Source organism: Bradyrhizobium sp., assembly GCF_047605465.1.
Lineage (GTDB): Bacteria > Pseudomonadota > Alphaproteobacteria > Rhizobiales > Xanthobacteraceae > Bradyrhizobium.
Window position 1 is genome coordinate 59,785 of record NZ_JASGFS010000004.1, and the last position, 15,086, is coordinate 74,870.

The window sequence follows — 15,086 nt, forward strand, 5'->3', positions numbered from 1 at the left end:
AACGCTGGCAGACCGCGGCGAAACGCGAGGCGACCTCGTGCCCCGCTCAGATCGCGGGCTTGTCCGGCCCTTGCAGCCTGGCGTGCAGATTGATCAGCCACATCGCCGTCGGCCGCAGGATGAAGAGGTCCGCGACGAGGGCCATGACCATCGAGAAGGCGCTGAGCCAGCCGAACAGGCGCAACGACGGCAGGTCCGAGAAGACGGTGACGACGAGGCCGCAGGCCAGCACTACCGTGGTCAGGATCAGCGCCGGTCCGACCAGCACGGTCGCCCGCTCCACCGCGAGCGCCGAACCGACACCCGGCTTGCTCTCCAGCCGCAGCCGGTTGAGGAAGTGGATGGTGGCGCTGAGCCCCAGGCCGAACGAGACGGTGAGCGCCACCACGCTGGCGAATTGCAGCCCCTCACCCATCGCCCACAGCACGGTTCCGGACATCACCACCGGGAAGATGCCCGGCAGGATGCAGGCGAGCATCACCACCCAGGAACGGAACGCCAGGCCGATGAAAAGCGCGACCAGCGCGAATTCGATGGTGAGGCCGTGGTTCAGCTTCTCGATCATGCTGGCCGAGTTGCGCGCGGCAATCGCGGCGAGGCCCGTCACCGCGATCTCGTAGCCGGGATGCTTCTTGCGGATGCCGTCGAGCTCGGAATCGAGCTTGTCGACGATCGGCAGGAGCTGGCTGGAATCCTTGTCCGGCACGCGTCCCGCGACCACCACGGCGTCCTGCTCGGCGTCGATGAACCGCCGCACCAGATGCTCGGGAATGACGTTCACATATTCCTGGAGCGTCGCGACGTCGGCGCTGCCGGCCTTTTCGGCGAGCCAGCGGCGCAGGGTTTCGAGCGACCAGACGTTGCCGACACCGGCGGCCTTCTCGACGGTCGCATGCACATCCGCGATGGTCTGGAGGGTCTCCGGCGAATAGAGCGTTTCACCCTTGGGGAACTGGATCAGCACGTTGACCGGATTGGCGCCGGTGAGCTTGGCATCGAGCCGATCGCTGGCGGCAACGGCCTGGCGCTTGTCCGGCACCTGGTCGGCGAGCCGGTAGCGCGGCTCCAGATTGGCGTAGATCACTCCGAGGCCGCCGACGAACAGCACCGCGATCAGGCTGAACAGCCCGGGACGGCCGACCATGCGCACAGCGATCCAGTAGCAGAAATTGCGCAGCGCCTGCACGCCGGCATCCGCACTCTGGAACTTGACCGCGAACACCTTCTCGTTGCGCACCAGCAGCACGCCGAACACCGGCACCAGCGACAGCACCGCGACCAGCGCGATGATGGTGGCGGCGAGACCCGCCTCGCCGAACTTGCGGATCAGGTCGGAGTCGGAGAACTGCAGCGCGATGAAGGAAATGCCCGCGGTGCCGTGCGTCAGCACGCAGGCCGGTCCCACCACCAGCACCGCGTTCTTGAACGCGGTGAACTTGTCCTGACCCGCGATCAGCCGGTCACGCGCGGCGAAGGTGAGCTGCATCGAGTCCGAGAAGCTGATCACCATGATGAGCGGCGTCATCACGTTCAGGAACATGTTGAGATTGAAGTTCGCCCAGCCGAGCGCGCCGAGCGCCAGCAGGATGGCGATCATCGGCGGGAATGCCGCCGCCACCATGAAGGATATCTTCCGGAAGAAGACGATGGCGATGACGCAGCCGGCGAGAATGCCGAGGATGTTGTAGGTGAGCCCGTCGCGCTCGACCGCGTTGCGGATCTCGAGCTGCATCACCGGCACGCCTGAAAGCTGCACATTGAGCCCGGTCTCGCCGAGGTCTTCCTTCATCAGGGCGCGGATATCGCCGACGGTCTTGGTCAGCTTGCTGGAGGCGACCACCTCCGGATCGAGCGAGAGCACGATCAGCGCCAGCGTGCCGTCCTCCGACAACAGCTTGCCGCGGATGATCTCGTTGTTTTTGACGGTCTCGATGAATTTGTCGTAGGCCTCGCCCTCCGGCAGCTCGGCCGGGAACAGCGCCGCCGGCAGCTTGCCCGGCGCCGGCGCTTGGCGCGCGGAGAACAGCGAAACGAGCCCGCGCGTGCCTTCGACCAGTTGCAGGTCGGTGACGAAGTCGCGCAACTTCTCGAGGTTGTTCCGCGCCAGGAGGTTCTTGCCCTCGACCACGACGAGGACATCGAACTCCTCGGCCGGGAACTTCTTCGTCACCTCTTCGTACTGGCGGAATTCGCGGGTATCGGAGCGGAAGAGCTGCGACAGCGAATCGTCGATCTTGATCCGATGGATGCCGAACACGGCGCCGACGATCAGCACGAGCAGGACGATGCAGGACACGATCGGGGCGCGGACGGCGATCAGCCCGAGACGCTCCAAACCGAAGGCGATCGAGGACGACGGTCCCTGCTCGACCTTGTCGACATGAACCTCACTCTCGCTGTGCTTTTCGAGCATGCCTTGTCCAGTTCCTAAATCGGCTCGGTTGGTGAGCTTGTTGCGCTCCGCGAACGGCTTGAAAACGCCATGCCAGTGGGAGGCTTGCCCTTTGAAAATGCGCGGAAAATCGCCGCGAGGGGTTTAGCAGGTCATTGGCCCGACTCGCAAGCAGGCGAAGTATGGCCGAATCGATCAAGATGCGGCGATTTTTCCGGCAGGCCGGTCATCCGGGCAGAGCCGTGCCGATTCGACGCGGAGCCCGGCCGCCGGTCCGGCCCCAAGGTTCGCGTGGACGCCGACACTGCCGGACGCCGAGAGGCCGCCGATCAACATCAGGAACATGCGCGCGCCTGAGGCGACAACGATATGGCCGGTCGCGACGGGCTCTCACCTGCCCGGCGCAGCGGCAGCAGGCCTTTGGTCCGTTTCGCAGAATGCGAGGGCCATCGGCCCGATCGCTCATTCGGCGGGAACGGACGCCTCGCGCAGGCGGATCGAATAGTTCGACGCGTTCTGCTGCCCGCTCGATGCGGCCTGCGCGAAGGTGATCAGGTGATGAGCGATCATGGTACAGCCGATCAGGCCTTCGAGGTCGCCGCGGCGGATGCGCCCGAGCGCGAATTTCCAGAACACGCGCCTGTAGCTTCCGAGCACGCCCACCTTCCAGAATATGTTCTTCAGCATGACGAGGCCGCGCCTGATGTTGGACCAGGTCTTCATCTCGTCCGGCACGGGCATCTTGAGGCGGTTGGGATAGGTGTGATCGCACTGGTACTGGAAGCGCGCGAACACCTTCTCGGGCTCGTAGGCGACTCCCATGCAATGCTTCCAGGACGACACCACGTCGTCGTAGGGCAGCAGGAAGTTGACGTTGGAATCCCGCCCGTCGTCCTCGATCAACCGGCCCTCGCGCTCGAGACGGTCCCATAGCGGCGTCTTCGGCAGCGCCTGGAGCAGATTGATGGTCAGAAGCGGGATCTGCGATTCCTCGACGAAGGAGAGCAGCGCTTCGGACGTGTTCGGCTTGTCGGTGTCGAGGCCCATGATGATGCCGGACACGACCTCCATGCCGTAGGAATTGATGGTCTGCACGCCCTCGAGGATCGGGACCATCATGTTCTGGTCCTTGTGCATCGCCTTCAGCGCGTCGGGATCAGGCGTCTCGATGCCGCAGAACACCGTGATGAAATAGGCTTCCCGCATCTTCTCCAGGATCTCGGGACGCTTGGCGATGTTCAGCGTCGCCTCGCAGGCGAGACGCACGACGTAGCCCGTCCGCTTCTGCCATTCGATCAAATGCGGCAGCAAATCCATCGCCGCCTTGCGGTTGCCGATGAAATTGTCGTCGACGAAATAGACGGTGTCGGTCATGCCGCATTCGCGCAACCGGTCGAGCTCGGCGATGATCTGCTCCGGCGACTTGATCCGGGGATTGCGGCCGTAGAGACCGGGGATGTCGCAGAATTCGCACTGGTAGGGACAGCCGCTGGAATACTGGATGCTGCCGAGGAAGTATTTCTTCACGTCTGCGAGCTCATAGGCGGGGATCGGAAACTCCGTCATCGCCACGCGATCTTTGGTCTTGAGCACGACCTGCTGCTCGGGGCGCGTGACGTCGTGCGACAGGAGCTCGATCAGCTCGTTGGTGGCATCGCCGAGTTCGCCGACATGGAGATAGTCGAACGACGGATAATAGTCCGGGCACGCGCTGACGGAGGGACCGCCGAGCGCGACCGGCAGGTCAAATTCATGTGCGCGTCGGCAGATATCGTTCATCTGCTGGCGCTGGATGTGCATCCCGCTGACGAAGACCGCTTCGGCCCATTCGAACTCGTCGCGCGTCGCCCGCCTGAGGTTTTCGTCGATGAAGCGAACCTCCCAGTCCTCGGGCAGATAGGCTGCGATGAGGAGCAGCCCCTGGGGCGGCATGAAGGCGCTCACCCCGTCGGTGAGCGGGTAGGAATACTCGAAAGTGCCGAACGACGACGTGTACCGCGGAAACACCATGAGAATCCGCCGGACCGATCCGTTGCTTGCAGCTCGCATCAAGCTCCCCCAACCACTGTGAGTATGGTGCGGAAATAGCCAGCCAGACACATAGCGTAATGCTGCCGCCGGAATTTCTCAATATTGTGGCATCACGACAATGCCGGGGGGCCGCAATGGTTTCCTTGGGGGATCCGCGACAGTTCGGCCCTCGCGGACCTCAGACGGCCAGTCCGATCATGGACTCCGTCGCGCCGCGCAGGCCAGAGAGTCGCAGCGGGCAGATCGCATCGTGAAACGATCTCGCTGGCACGTCCTGCATGCCGACCGCTCCTCGCCCCACAGCCAAGCGCCTGACAAAACAGCACTTATCGTACCGATACGCCGGGATAGCACGACCGCGGCACACCCGTCCTCTCCATGCAAATTCTTGCGGCAGCGACCGGCTCCGGCAAAATCGCGAGAACAACCCCATGCACAGTAGGACGGCCGCTGGGGCACGGTGCCGGCGGCATGGCCGGGATGTTTGACACGTCGGGCAAAACACCCGCATTGTTGCATCATCGGGGAGACGCGCGGCCGGCGGCCTGTCATCGGCAGCGCATGCCGGGCGCGACGCGGTTGTCGTTACGGAATGGCGCGATCGACGAAGACGCGAACGCGACCGATATCCTCGACCTCGCGATAGCGGCTCAGCTCCGTCTGGAGTTCGGGATCCGAATTGGCCCAGGCCAGCCAGTCGAACGGGAACGAACTCAGCAGATAGGTATCGACGAGAATGACGTCTGGATGACCGCTGCGTACGTCCGCCAGCAAATGCCGCCGTTCGAAATCGACGATGCCGACCAGTTTTGTCCGCTCGCCATCCGTGAGCTGCTCGCTGCTCTGACGCAGGATCGCGCCGGCCGCGAGGAGCTGCGCCGCACAGGAGCTTCCGACCCAGGTCCCACCGATTTGACGGACGAGCGGATGCCCGAGGCCGACGTGATCGGTGATCGTGAGCAGCCGCGGGTGCTTCACGAGCGCCTGGACGCGCTCCCGCAGCGGCGGAAACCCCGGCGCCGGTGACGACAGATAGAGACCGACGAGCACGATGGTCGCCAGGCCGCCGAGCACGACGGGCGGCCGCAAGGCCTTCGCGCGAGCCTGCAGCAACGGCGCTGCAACGGCGAACATGCACAGCGCGAAAGCCATGTAGGGCCAGCTCTTGCCCTGAAGGATGAAACTCGCGGCTCCCCCGATCGCCGCGGCCAGCCACGGTGTGGCGTCGCTCTCCATCTTGAAGTTCTCGGGAGCCAGGAGACGCAGGAAGACCAACGAAGCGCCGAGCGCGACGATCGGAACGGGAAGCAGTCGGACGAACTCCTGCCTGATCGGCAGATAGGCCTCGGCGACCATCGGGGCGTAGATGGTCAGATAGGTGGGAAACACCGCAACGACGAGCGCCCCATAGCCGACGACGACGGCGGCCGCCGTCCATGCTTCAGGGGTGAACAAGGGCTTCAGGGAACGTTGCCGGACGACACCGGCGATGATCGGAAGGCCTGTCACCAGAGCAAAGAAGGGCTTGATGCTCATCGCGAGCCCCGCACCGATACCAGCGAGAACCGCGATCCGCCCGGGATCGAGGACGCGCCAACGGAGCGCCGTGACGGCGACGAAAGGCGTCAGCGCGACGACGGCGATGTGCTCACGCTGCCCGAACACCGCACCGGGAAGAATGGCGAACAGGACCGCGAGCGACCACACCGCGATCGTTCGTTCGCGGGCGTCCACCCCTGCCGCGGCGGCGGCGCGATCGATCAGGACGAGCGCACCGCCGATCTCGATCACCAAGAGGATGATCACGATGAATTCCGGCGCGATCCCCGTTGCGCGCGCGAGCATCGTGGCCGGCATGTACATGTAGACCGACAATGGCGGGTTCAGCTCGAAGAGGTCGATTCCGAGCTTGCGGCCATCGAGGATCTTTTCGCCGGACGTCAGCAGGCAGGCCAGATCCGCGTTGAGGACGAGAGGGATTTGAACGAGCGCGGCCGCCAGGAGGATCGCAGCGACCACGATCCAACGCTGCTGCGTGCTGAAGTTCCTTCCCGGCATGCCCACGGCGTGACCTTCTTTCGGACCGGCCCGTGGAATTTCGTCCAAGCGGACATCCACGTTCAATCTCCCTCCGTCTTAGGGCAGACGCCCTAAAAGAGGGTAACGGCCGAGGGTCGGAAGGCCATATCGCCCCTCTTCACTCCTTCTTCGTCCGGTAATCCCCGAACGTCGTGTCGCGCTGGTCGAGCAAGGCTTTCACGCTGCCGCCGTCGCGGCGGAAACTTCCCATATAGGCCTTGCTCGCCTCGGTCGTGAACGCCAGGGCCTGGATCTCGGTGCCGGCGCGGATGGCGGCGCGGGCGCCCATGATCTCCATGGCGCGGTGGACGCTGCGCTTGTTGAGCTGCTGCAACTCGACCGGCACCTTGGCGGCGCGCTCGGCGAAGTCCAGCGTCTTCTCGTCCAGTTCGGCAAGCGGGAAGGATCGCGTCGCGAAGCCCGATTCCGCGGCTTCGCGGCCGGACATCGCATCGCCCGTCAGCATCAATTCCATGGCGCGGCGCATGCCGACCAGCCAGGGATGATATTGCATGTCGGGCGGGCTCATCAGACGCACCGGCGGATAACCGATCTGCGCGTCGTCGGCGACGTAGACGACGTCGCAGGCGGTCGCAAGCTCGGTGCCCCCGGCAAGGCAATAGCCGTGCACCTGCGCGATGACGGGCTTGGCGAGATCCCAGATCCCGAACCAGCCTTCGACCACGTGGCGCGACCATTGGCCCGGTCCCGTCGCCGAATGATAGGGCTGGTCGACGCGGTTGTCCGCGGAGAGATCGTAGCCGGCCGAAAAGCACGAGCCTGCGCCGTGCAGGATCGAAATCGAGACATCGCCATCGCGATCGGCCTGCTCGAGCACCTCGAAGATCTCGCTGCGCAGGCGGTTGTTCAACGCGTTGCGTTTCTCCGGACGGTTCAACGTGATGCGCCGGACACGCGGACGCGGGTCGTCGACGATGATGTGCTGGTAGCTCATGAAGTCCTCCCGATCTCGAGGCATTTTTGCCCTTGCCTTGGTCATGCCCGAGATCGGGAAGGATGTCATCGGCCGCCGACGCAGACCACCCCGCCGGCATCCGCGAGCCCGCCCACTCGGCGCCGGCCCACATGTCCATCGCCGCGGGCCGTGCTAGCTTGTGCGGATTGCGGACTCACCGCACCGCTCGCAGGCGGATGATCGTTGATGGAAGCGCTGCTTGATGACCAGAAACAATCGCGTGCTGTTTCTCTGTACCGGCAACTACTATCGAAGCCGCTATGCCGAGGAGGTCTTCAACCACCGCGCTAGGCGCGAAGGACTGGGCTGGTCCTCGTTCTCACGGGCCGTCGCCGACGCGCTCTCGCCTGAAAACGTCGGGCCGATCTCGCCCCATGCGCTGGAGTCCCTGCAGGCGAAAGGCATCGATGCGGCGGGCTCCGCCCGGCTTCCCCTGCTCTGCACACTCGCCGACTTCGCGGACGCGGAACGCGTCGTCGCACTGAAGGACGCCGAGCATCGCCCGATGATCGAGCGCCGCTTTCCCAGCGCGGCCGATCGCATCACCTATTGGGACGTCGACGATATCGAATTCCTCGCCCCCGAAATGGCGCTGGGCAAAATCGACGAAATGGTCGGACGGCTGATCCGGAGCCTTCAGGCCGGAGCGCGATAACCGCCATCGATGTCGCGCCCCGCGCAACAGATGGGCGGACGCTCGATTCAGCGAAAGCGGGACATGGATCCGGGGCGGTGCATCAACTGTCCCGGATTGGTTCGCAACATGCGATACGGGTCAACGCTGCAATTGTTCCAGCCGGCCGCAAACCCGCAAAGTCTTGGTTAACCCCGCGTCATCGCGGCCATTAGCGTTCGGGATGAGTCAGCACGCGTGCTGATGCACGGCTACACCGCATCTTCAACGGCTCCGATCCGAAATCAGGCAAAACCAGATCTCGGGGACCGTCATGTTTCGCACACCCTTCGTCCATCGGACCGGACGCCATCTCGGCTCCTTCGCGTCAGCAGATCAGGGCAATATCGCAGTCATCTTCGCGATCTCCCTGATCCCGATTCTCGCCTTCGTCGGCGCAGCCATCGATTACACGCGTGCAGTTCGCGCGCGAACCGCGATGCAGGCGGCACTCGATTCGACGGCGCTGATGCTGTCGAAGGATTTGAGCTCCAACCAGATCGCGGTGTCGGACATCCCGACCAAGGCGCCGTTGTACTTCAACGGACTCTACAACGCAGCCGGGGTCGAGGCGCAAGGTGTCACCGTGACGCCGACCTACACGGCGGCGAGCGGCTCCACGGCCGCGACCATCGTCGTCGGCGGCTCCGGATACGTCATGTCGGACTTCATGCAGATTGCCGGCTTCCCCCAGCTCGGCTTCAGCGCCAGTTCGACGACGACCTGGGGCAACGTCAAGATGCGCGTCGCGCTGGCGCTGGACAACACCGGATCGATGGCCGCCGACAACAAGATTACGGCGCTGAAAAACGCCGTGGCCGGGAGCGGCGGGTTGATCGATCAACTCAGCGCCCTCGCCAAGAACAACGGCGACGTCTACATTTCGCTGATCCCGTTCGCGAAGGTCGTCAACGTCAACGCCTCCAACTACAACCAGAGCTGGATCGACTGGACCGACTGGCTCAATCCGCCGACGACGCAGCCGAACAATGGCAGCACGCAGGCCTCGCTGCCGATGAACTGGCACGCGGTGGGACCGGGCGCCAAATGTCCGTTCGCAAACACCAGCGACGGCTTCACCTGCACCACCACGCCAACCAGCACGACGACCACGTCGACCGTGCCGTCGATCGGCACCTATTCCGGCTATATCTGCCCGAGCGTCGATTACTATTCGCACTCGGTCTACAATGGCTGCTGGGTCAGCACGTCCGCCGGCACCGGCGTGTTCTGCTCCGGCTCAAACTCCTGCAGCTGTCCGACCAGCGGCCTGCTCGGCCTTCCGGTGCTGGGGTGCAGCTGCACCGGCAGTGGCAGCGGCAAGTCGTGCACCGGCCTTCTCTACACGCACAACTGGACGCAGCCCGGTCCGAATGACCTCTCCGACAATTCCGGCCAGCCCCGCGTCAGCGCCCCCGTCGGCTTCACCAACAACAAATGGACGGCCACCAACACGACCCCGACGGTGGCGAACGACTGGCGACAGGCATCGACCAATCCGATCACGACCTGGACCGGCTGCGTCACGGACCGCACGCAGCCGAACGATGCGACCGGCGTGCTGCCGACGACGTCGGACGTCACGACGCTGTTGCCGGCCAACGAATATTACGAGAACAGCACCGCCTATTGCAGCAGCAGCGTGTCGAACCAGCTCCAGCCGCTGGTATCGCTGAGCTACAGCTGGAGCACGCTCAAATCGGCCGTGAACGCGATGCAGCCGACCGGCGGCACCGACCAGGCGATCGGCCTGGCGATGGCGTGGCAGTCGCTGCTGGTCGGCGGCCCCTTCAACACGCCATCGGAGGACGCCAGCACGACCTATAACCGCGTCATCATCCTGCTGTCCGACGGCTTGAACACCGAAGACCGCTGGCCTGATTACGGCAACGGCAGCACCCAGGCCTCCGGCAATCCGATCGACGCACGGCAGGCGGCGCTGTGCACCAACATCAAAAACGCCACCAACGCGCAGGGCCAGCCGATGTACACGATCTACACGATCCAGGTGAACACGAGCTCGCCCGCCGATCCGACCTCCACGGTCTTGCAGAACTGCGCCAGCAGTCCCGACAAGTTCTTCATGCTGACGAGCTCGACGCAGATCGTGACGACCTTCAACACGATCGGCACTGCGCTGAGCAAGCTGAGGATCGCGCGCTGAGCAGGGCTGCGCGCGGTGGCCGGCAGCGATCGCCGTCCTACCCCGCCGTGACCCCGCCGCGCCTGATCAACTCCTTGCCGACAGCGGCGAGGTGCACCTGGTCCGGGCCGTCGCCAATGCGGATGAAGCGGGCATAAACATAGGCGCGGGCGAGAAACGTATCCTGCGAGACGCCCGCGGCACCGTGGATCTGGATCGCGCGATCGATGACGCGGGCGGCCATGCTGGGCACCACGATCTTGGCCGCCGCGATCAGGTCGCGCGCGGCCTTGTTGCCGTCGCGGTCCATCTTGTCGGCGGCCTGCAGCGTCAGCAAGCGCGCCTGCGCGATCTCGCAGAACGAGTGCGCGATGTCCTCGCGCACCGAGCCCTGCTCGGCCAGCGGCTTTCCGAAGGCGACACGGGAGACCGAGCGCTGGCACATCAGTTCCAGCGCGCGCTGGGCGCAGCCGATCAGCCGCATGCAATGGTGGATGCGTCCGGGCCCGAGCCGGCCCTGCGCGATCTCGAAACCGCGGCCTTCGCCCAGCAGGATGTTTTCGGCCGGCACCCGGACATTCTCGTAGAGGATCTCGGGATGACCGACCGGCGCATCGTCATAGCCGTAGGTGAGCATGTCGCGGACGATGCGCACGCCGGGTGTGTTTTTGGGGACGAGGATCATGGATTGCTGGCGATGGCGGTCGGGATGATCGGGCGCGGTCTTGCCCATCACGATCAGGATCTCGCAATCCTCGTTCATCGCCCCCGAGGTAAACCATTTGCGACCGTTGACGACGTAGTCGTTGCCGTCACGCCTGATCTCGCACTGGATGTTGGTGGCGTCGCTGGAGGCGACCTGCGGCTCCGTCATCGAGAAGCCGGAGCGGATGCGTCCCTCGAGCAGCGGCTTCAGCCAGCGCTCCTGCTGCGCCGGCGTGCCGTAATTCGCCAGCACCTCCATGTTGCCGACGTCGGGCGCGGAGCAGTTGAAGACCTCGGGGGCCCAGAGGATGCGGCCCATGATCTCCTTCACCGGGGCATATTCGAGGTTGGTGAGGCCCGGGCCGTGCTCGCCGGAGAGAAACAGGTTCCAGAGCCCCTGCTCGCGCGCCAGCCGCTTCAGGTCCTGCAGCACCTGAGGAGTCCTGTAACGCGCGGCTTCCGGCTTCACCTGCTCGTAATAGAACTCCTCGGCCGGTTCGACATGGGTCCGCATGAACTGCCGGACGCGATCCTGCAGCTCCTGCGAACGGGCGGAGTGTTGAAAGTCCATGATGGTCTCCTGCTCGCCAGGGGTGATCGCACTTGTCTTTCCGCGGCAAGTGGAGCGCGCGCCTCACCTCTCGAGACGACCGCTGTGCGGTCTCCTCAGGGTGAGGCTCAGCGGCATTCGCGCGTTGATCGGGCCGCCGCGCACTCCGACTTCATCCTGAGGCCCCCCGAAGGCGGCCGTCTCGAAGAATGCGACGTCAGACCGCCTCCTCATCGCGATGGCCGCAGCTCACGTGCCGCGCAGGAGCTCGCTTGCCACGATCCAGTCGTTGCCGTCGAACTGGAGCATGTAGCCGTCCTTGATCGGTCGGAAATCCTGCGGCGTGGTGTTGAGCGTGATGCCGGGCAGGAGCAGCGAGAGCGGCACGTTCTTCAGGTTCGCTGCCTGCGCCATGATGTTCTCGCGCGTCAGATTGTCCTTGCACTGCCCCAGCAGGGCGACCAGCGCCTCGGCGACGGTGTAGCCGTAAAGGCCGGCGGTGTTGTTGACGTCGGCGCTCGGCAGACGCTTCTTCATGAACTCGATATAGGCGACCATCCCCGGATCGTCCTTCGGCTCGGCTACGAACGGCTTGAGCGAGCCGAGCGAGAGCACGCCCTTGGCCGCATCGAGGCCCGCCGGCGCCATCACCGTCGCCTTGTTGGCGCAGCCGGACGCCAGGAATCGCGTCGGCTGCCAGCCGACCTCATGCGCCTTGCGGATCGCCTGCGCGCAGGCGCGCGGCGTCACCGAATAGATCATGAAGACATCGGCCTTGGTGCTGGCGAGCGTCAGCACCTGGGAATCGACGGTGGGGTCGGCGACCTCGAAGCTCGACGCCATCGCGATCGCCTTGTCGGCATCGGCGCCGAGCGCCTCCTTGACGCCGCGCAGATATTCCTTGCCGGCATCGTCGTTCTGATAGAGCACCGCGAACCGCGCATTGGGATTCTTGGCGCGGGCATAGGCGACGTCGATGGCGGCCTCGCTGGTGTAGTTCGGCGCCCAGGGCAGCGCGATCGACCACGGCATGTTGACGGGATCGTTCCACTTCGACGCGGAGCTGATCAGAAATATCTGCGGGACTTTGTTGCTGTTGAGGTATTTCGCGATCGCCGAGCTCGGCGCGGTGCCCATGGTCGCGAAGATGAAGGCGACGCCGTCGCCCTCGACCAGCCGCCGCGCGGCCTCCATCGTCTTCGGCGGCGAGAACGCGTCATCCAGCGACAACAGGTTGAGCTTGCGGCCGTTGACGCCGCCCTTCTCGTTGACCTCGTCGAAATAGGCCGAGATGACCTTGCCGGAGATGCCGAGCGGCGAAGCAGGACCGCTGTACGGCATCGTGTTGCCGATCTTGATCTCGGTGTCGCTGACACCGGGACCGTAGGCCTTTTGCGCGGAGACGGGCGTGGACAGGCAGGCGGCAGCCAGCGCTGCAGCGAGGGCCAAAGCGGCTTTCATGGTTTCTCCCCGGTGATCATCGCCCGCGCGACACATCAAGGCGAACGCGTGACGTGCTGCTTCTTGTCAGCGCGTCAGATCATGCGGAGTTCCGCGAGAGGGTCTTGCGTCGAGTTGCTGGTCTACTCGACGCTGCGCCTCGAACCTGCGTAAGAGCGCCGCAGCAGCGCGAACAGGCTGCCACCCGTCGCCGCGCCGACCAGATAGACCACGAGCGTCTGCAGCGCGAGCGGCAGGCTGAGATTCATCCTGAAGAACGAGATCGTGACGGTCTCGAAATTCTGCGCGGCGAAGACCAGCGTCGCCGCGGCGAAGATCACGATGACGGCGAGATGAAACCAGCGCATGCCGATGCCCCCCCTGACAGCAAGCGGCCTAATGGCGCTGGCGCAGGCTGAAGCCGAGGCTGATCCAGCCCGCCCCTGCCATGATGAGGTCGATCCCGAGGAACAGGCCGAGGATGTAGACGCTGTTGACCGGCCAGCGCGCCACGATGAGCAATCCGAGCAGCAGCGTGATGGCACCCGACAACGCCACCCACACCCACGGACTTTCGCGCTTCATGCTGAAGGCGAGAAAAAGCCGGACCACGCCCGAGGCGATCAGCGATGCGCCTAGGAAGAGCGTCAGCAGCACGGCCGCGAACAACGGGTTCTCGAAGGTGAGGAAGCCGGCGATGACGTAGAGCACGCCGAGCAGAGCCCAGATCAGGAATTTACCCCAGCTCTTCATCTGGAATGCGCCGATGACTTCGGCGATGCCGGCAACGATCATCATCGCGCCGACCACGATCACGCTCGCCACCGTCGCCATGACGACGCTGCCGAGCGCGACGAAGCCCGCGATGAGATAGACGACGCCGAGGGCGACGACCCATCCCCATTTGGCATGCAGCGCGGCGATGCCGGAGCCCAGGCTTGAACTGTGAGACGTATCCGAAGCGCTTGTCATGACGGCCACTCCTGCATGCGAAGTCCGGGAACGCACGCCAGAATAGCATGATCCGAACCGGGACAACAGCCAGCAGAGCAGCCTTGGCCGCCACCAACATTGACGCAAATCAAGATCAAATGTTGCGCCGCGGGCGCGCGGCCCGTCCCTCCCGCGTCCGGCTACGAAAGTCCGCGAGCGGCCGGGACGGTCAAGAGCCGCCGGCCGCCTTGTGGACGTCAAGCACCGCCTGCGCCCATTCGGCCGGCCGCTCCTGCGGAAGGTTGTGGCCGGCGCCGGCAAAGACGCGCCGCTCGAACGGCCCCTCGAACTTGCGCACATGATGGGCGGTGCCGGGATTGACGCCGTCGCGATCACCGTCGATCGCGATCGTCGCGACGCGGATCGCCGGCTGCGCCGCGAGCTTGGCCTCGATCCCGGCATAGGCGGGATCGCCCTCGACCAGCGCATAGCGATGGCGATAGGAGTGAATCACGACATCGACGAAGTCGGGATTGTCGAACGAGGCCGCGCTCGCCTCGAAGGTCGCATCGTCGAACGTCCAGGCCGGCGACCACATCGACCAGAGCTGGCGGGCAAAGCCGCGCCTGTTGCGCTCCAGCGCGCGGCGGCCGCGCTCGTTGTGAAAGAGATACTGATACCAGAGCGCCGCCTCCTCGGGCGGCGACGCCGGCTCCATCGCGCGGGCGATGTTCTGGATGTTGTAGGAGTTGCCGGACACCAGCCCCACCACGCGATCCGGATGGAGCGCCGAGACCACGCAGGCCGCGCGCCCGCCCCAGTCATAGCCGCCGACGATCGCGCGCCTGATGCCGAGCGCGTCCATGAAGGCCAGGAGGTCGGCGCCCAGCGCCGCCTGCTCGCCCGAGCGCAGCGTCGCGGATGAACGAAAGCGCGTCGGCCCATAGCCGCGCAGCCATGGCACCAGCACCCGCGCACCCGATCCCGCGAGGATCGGCGCCGCCTCGGCATAGGCCTTCACGTCGTAGGGAAAGCCATGGCCCATGATGCAGGGCCAGCCGTCGGGCGCGCCATAGTCGAGATAGGCGATGTCGAGAACGTCCGTGCTGACTGTTTTTTGCTGCATGGCTTGCTCACGGTTTCGTGCAACGCCGACATCCGCGA

11 protein-coding genes are annotated in these 15,086 nt (G+C 64.8%); 2 read left to right on the top strand and 9 right to left on the bottom strand.

Going from position 1 to position 15,086, the window contains the following annotated elements:
* Positions 1-46: 46 nt before the first annotated feature.
* The 4 genes from QM712_RS05795 to QM712_RS05810 form a co-directional block, all read right to left on the bottom strand.
* A complete protein-coding gene (locus tag QM712_RS05795) occupies positions 47-2,413 on the bottom strand; it encodes an efflux RND transporter permease subunit (protein ID WP_415022104.1) in 2,367 nt (788 codons plus the stop codon).
* A gap of 441 nt (positions 2,414-2,854) precedes the next feature.
* Positions 2,855-4,441, bottom strand: coding sequence for a B12-binding domain-containing radical SAM protein (locus QM712_RS05800; RefSeq protein ID WP_415022105.1), 1,587 nt, complete (start codon positions 4,439-4,441; stop codon positions 2,855-2,857).
* 567 nt (positions 4,442-5,008) lie between these two features.
* Entirely contained in the window at positions 5,009-6,541 is a 1,533-nt protein-coding gene (locus QM712_RS05805) for a hypothetical protein (RefSeq protein WP_415022106.1), read from the bottom strand.
* A 79-nt stretch (positions 6,542-6,620) separates the two neighbouring features.
* Positions 6,621-7,457, bottom strand: coding sequence for an enoyl-CoA hydratase-related protein (locus QM712_RS05810; protein ID WP_415022107.1), 837 nt, complete (start codon positions 7,455-7,457; stop codon positions 6,621-6,623).
* A 223-nt stretch (positions 7,458-7,680) separates the two neighbouring features.
* Between QM712_RS05810 and QM712_RS05815 the strand changes: the two genes are divergently transcribed.
* On the top strand, positions 7,681-8,133 hold the full coding sequence (locus QM712_RS05815) for a low molecular weight phosphatase family protein (RefSeq protein ID WP_415022108.1): 453 nt from the start codon (positions 7,681-7,683) through the stop codon (positions 8,131-8,133).
* A gap of 292 nt (positions 8,134-8,425) precedes the next feature.
* Positions 8,426-10,315 (top strand): pilus assembly protein TadG-related protein, encoded by a 1,890-nt coding sequence (locus QM712_RS05820; RefSeq protein WP_415022109.1) that lies wholly within the window; start codon positions 8,426-8,428, stop codon positions 10,313-10,315.
* 37 nt (positions 10,316-10,352) lie between these two features.
* On the opposite strand, the gene QM712_RS05825 is transcribed toward QM712_RS05820, so the two are convergent.
* From QM712_RS05825 to QM712_RS05845, 5 genes are all read right to left on the bottom strand, one after another.
* On the bottom strand, positions 10,353-11,570 hold the full coding sequence (locus tag QM712_RS05825; protein WP_415022110.1) for an acyl-CoA dehydrogenase family protein: 1,218 nt from the start codon (positions 11,568-11,570) through the stop codon (positions 10,353-10,355).
* A gap of 228 nt (positions 11,571-11,798) precedes the next feature.
* Positions 11,799-13,010 carry an ABC transporter substrate-binding protein gene (locus QM712_RS05830; protein ID WP_415022111.1) on the bottom strand — a complete coding sequence of 404 codons (1,212 nt, stop codon included), beginning with the start codon at positions 13,008-13,010 and terminating at the stop codon, positions 11,799-11,801.
* Between the two features lie 122 nt (positions 13,011-13,132).
* Positions 13,133-13,357, bottom strand: coding sequence for a hypothetical protein (locus QM712_RS05835; RefSeq protein WP_415022112.1), 225 nt, complete (start codon positions 13,355-13,357; stop codon positions 13,133-13,135).
* A 28-nt stretch (positions 13,358-13,385) separates the two neighbouring features.
* Positions 13,386-13,961 (bottom strand): HdeD family acid-resistance protein, encoded by a 576-nt coding sequence (locus QM712_RS05840; protein ID WP_415022113.1) that lies wholly within the window; start codon positions 13,959-13,961, stop codon positions 13,386-13,388.
* 190 nt (positions 13,962-14,151) lie between these two features.
* Positions 14,152-15,048, bottom strand: a complete 897-nt coding sequence (locus tag QM712_RS05845) for an alpha/beta fold hydrolase (protein WP_415022114.1) — start codon at positions 15,046-15,048, stop codon at positions 14,152-14,154.
* Positions 15,049-15,086 lie beyond the last annotated feature (38 nt).

Coding starts and splice junctions, on each gene's coding strand:
- QM712_RS05795 (WP_415022104.1), bottom strand. CDS start 2,413: ATGCTCGAAAAGCACAGCGAGAGTGAGGTTCATGTCGACAAGGTCGAG.
- QM712_RS05800 (WP_415022105.1), bottom strand. CDS start 4,441: ATGCGAGCTGCAAGCAACGGATCGGTCCGGCGGATTCTCATGGTGTTT.
- QM712_RS05810 (WP_415022107.1), bottom strand. CDS start 7,457: ATGAGCTACCAGCACATCATCGTCGACGACCCGCGTCCGCGTGTCCGG.
- QM712_RS05815 (WP_415022108.1), top strand. CDS start 7,681: ATGACCAGAAACAATCGCGTGCTGTTTCTCTGTACCGGCAACTACTAT.
- QM712_RS05820 (WP_415022109.1), top strand. CDS start 8,426: ATGTTTCGCACACCCTTCGTCCATCGGACCGGACGCCATCTCGGCTCC.
- QM712_RS05825 (WP_415022110.1), bottom strand. CDS start 11,570: ATGGACTTTCAACACTCCGCCCGTTCGCAGGAGCTGCAGGATCGCGTC.
- QM712_RS05830 (WP_415022111.1), bottom strand. CDS start 13,010: ATGAAAGCCGCTTTGGCCCTCGCTGCAGCGCTGGCTGCCGCCTGCCTG.
- QM712_RS05835 (WP_415022112.1), bottom strand. CDS start 13,357: ATGCGCTGGTTTCATCTCGCCGTCATCGTGATCTTCGCCGCGGCGACG.
- QM712_RS05840 (WP_415022113.1), bottom strand. CDS start 13,961: ATGACAAGCGCTTCGGATACGTCTCACAGTTCAAGCCTGGGCTCCGGC.
- QM712_RS05845 (WP_415022114.1), bottom strand. CDS start 15,048: ATGCAGCAAAAAACAGTCAGCACGGACGTTCTCGACATCGCCTATCTC.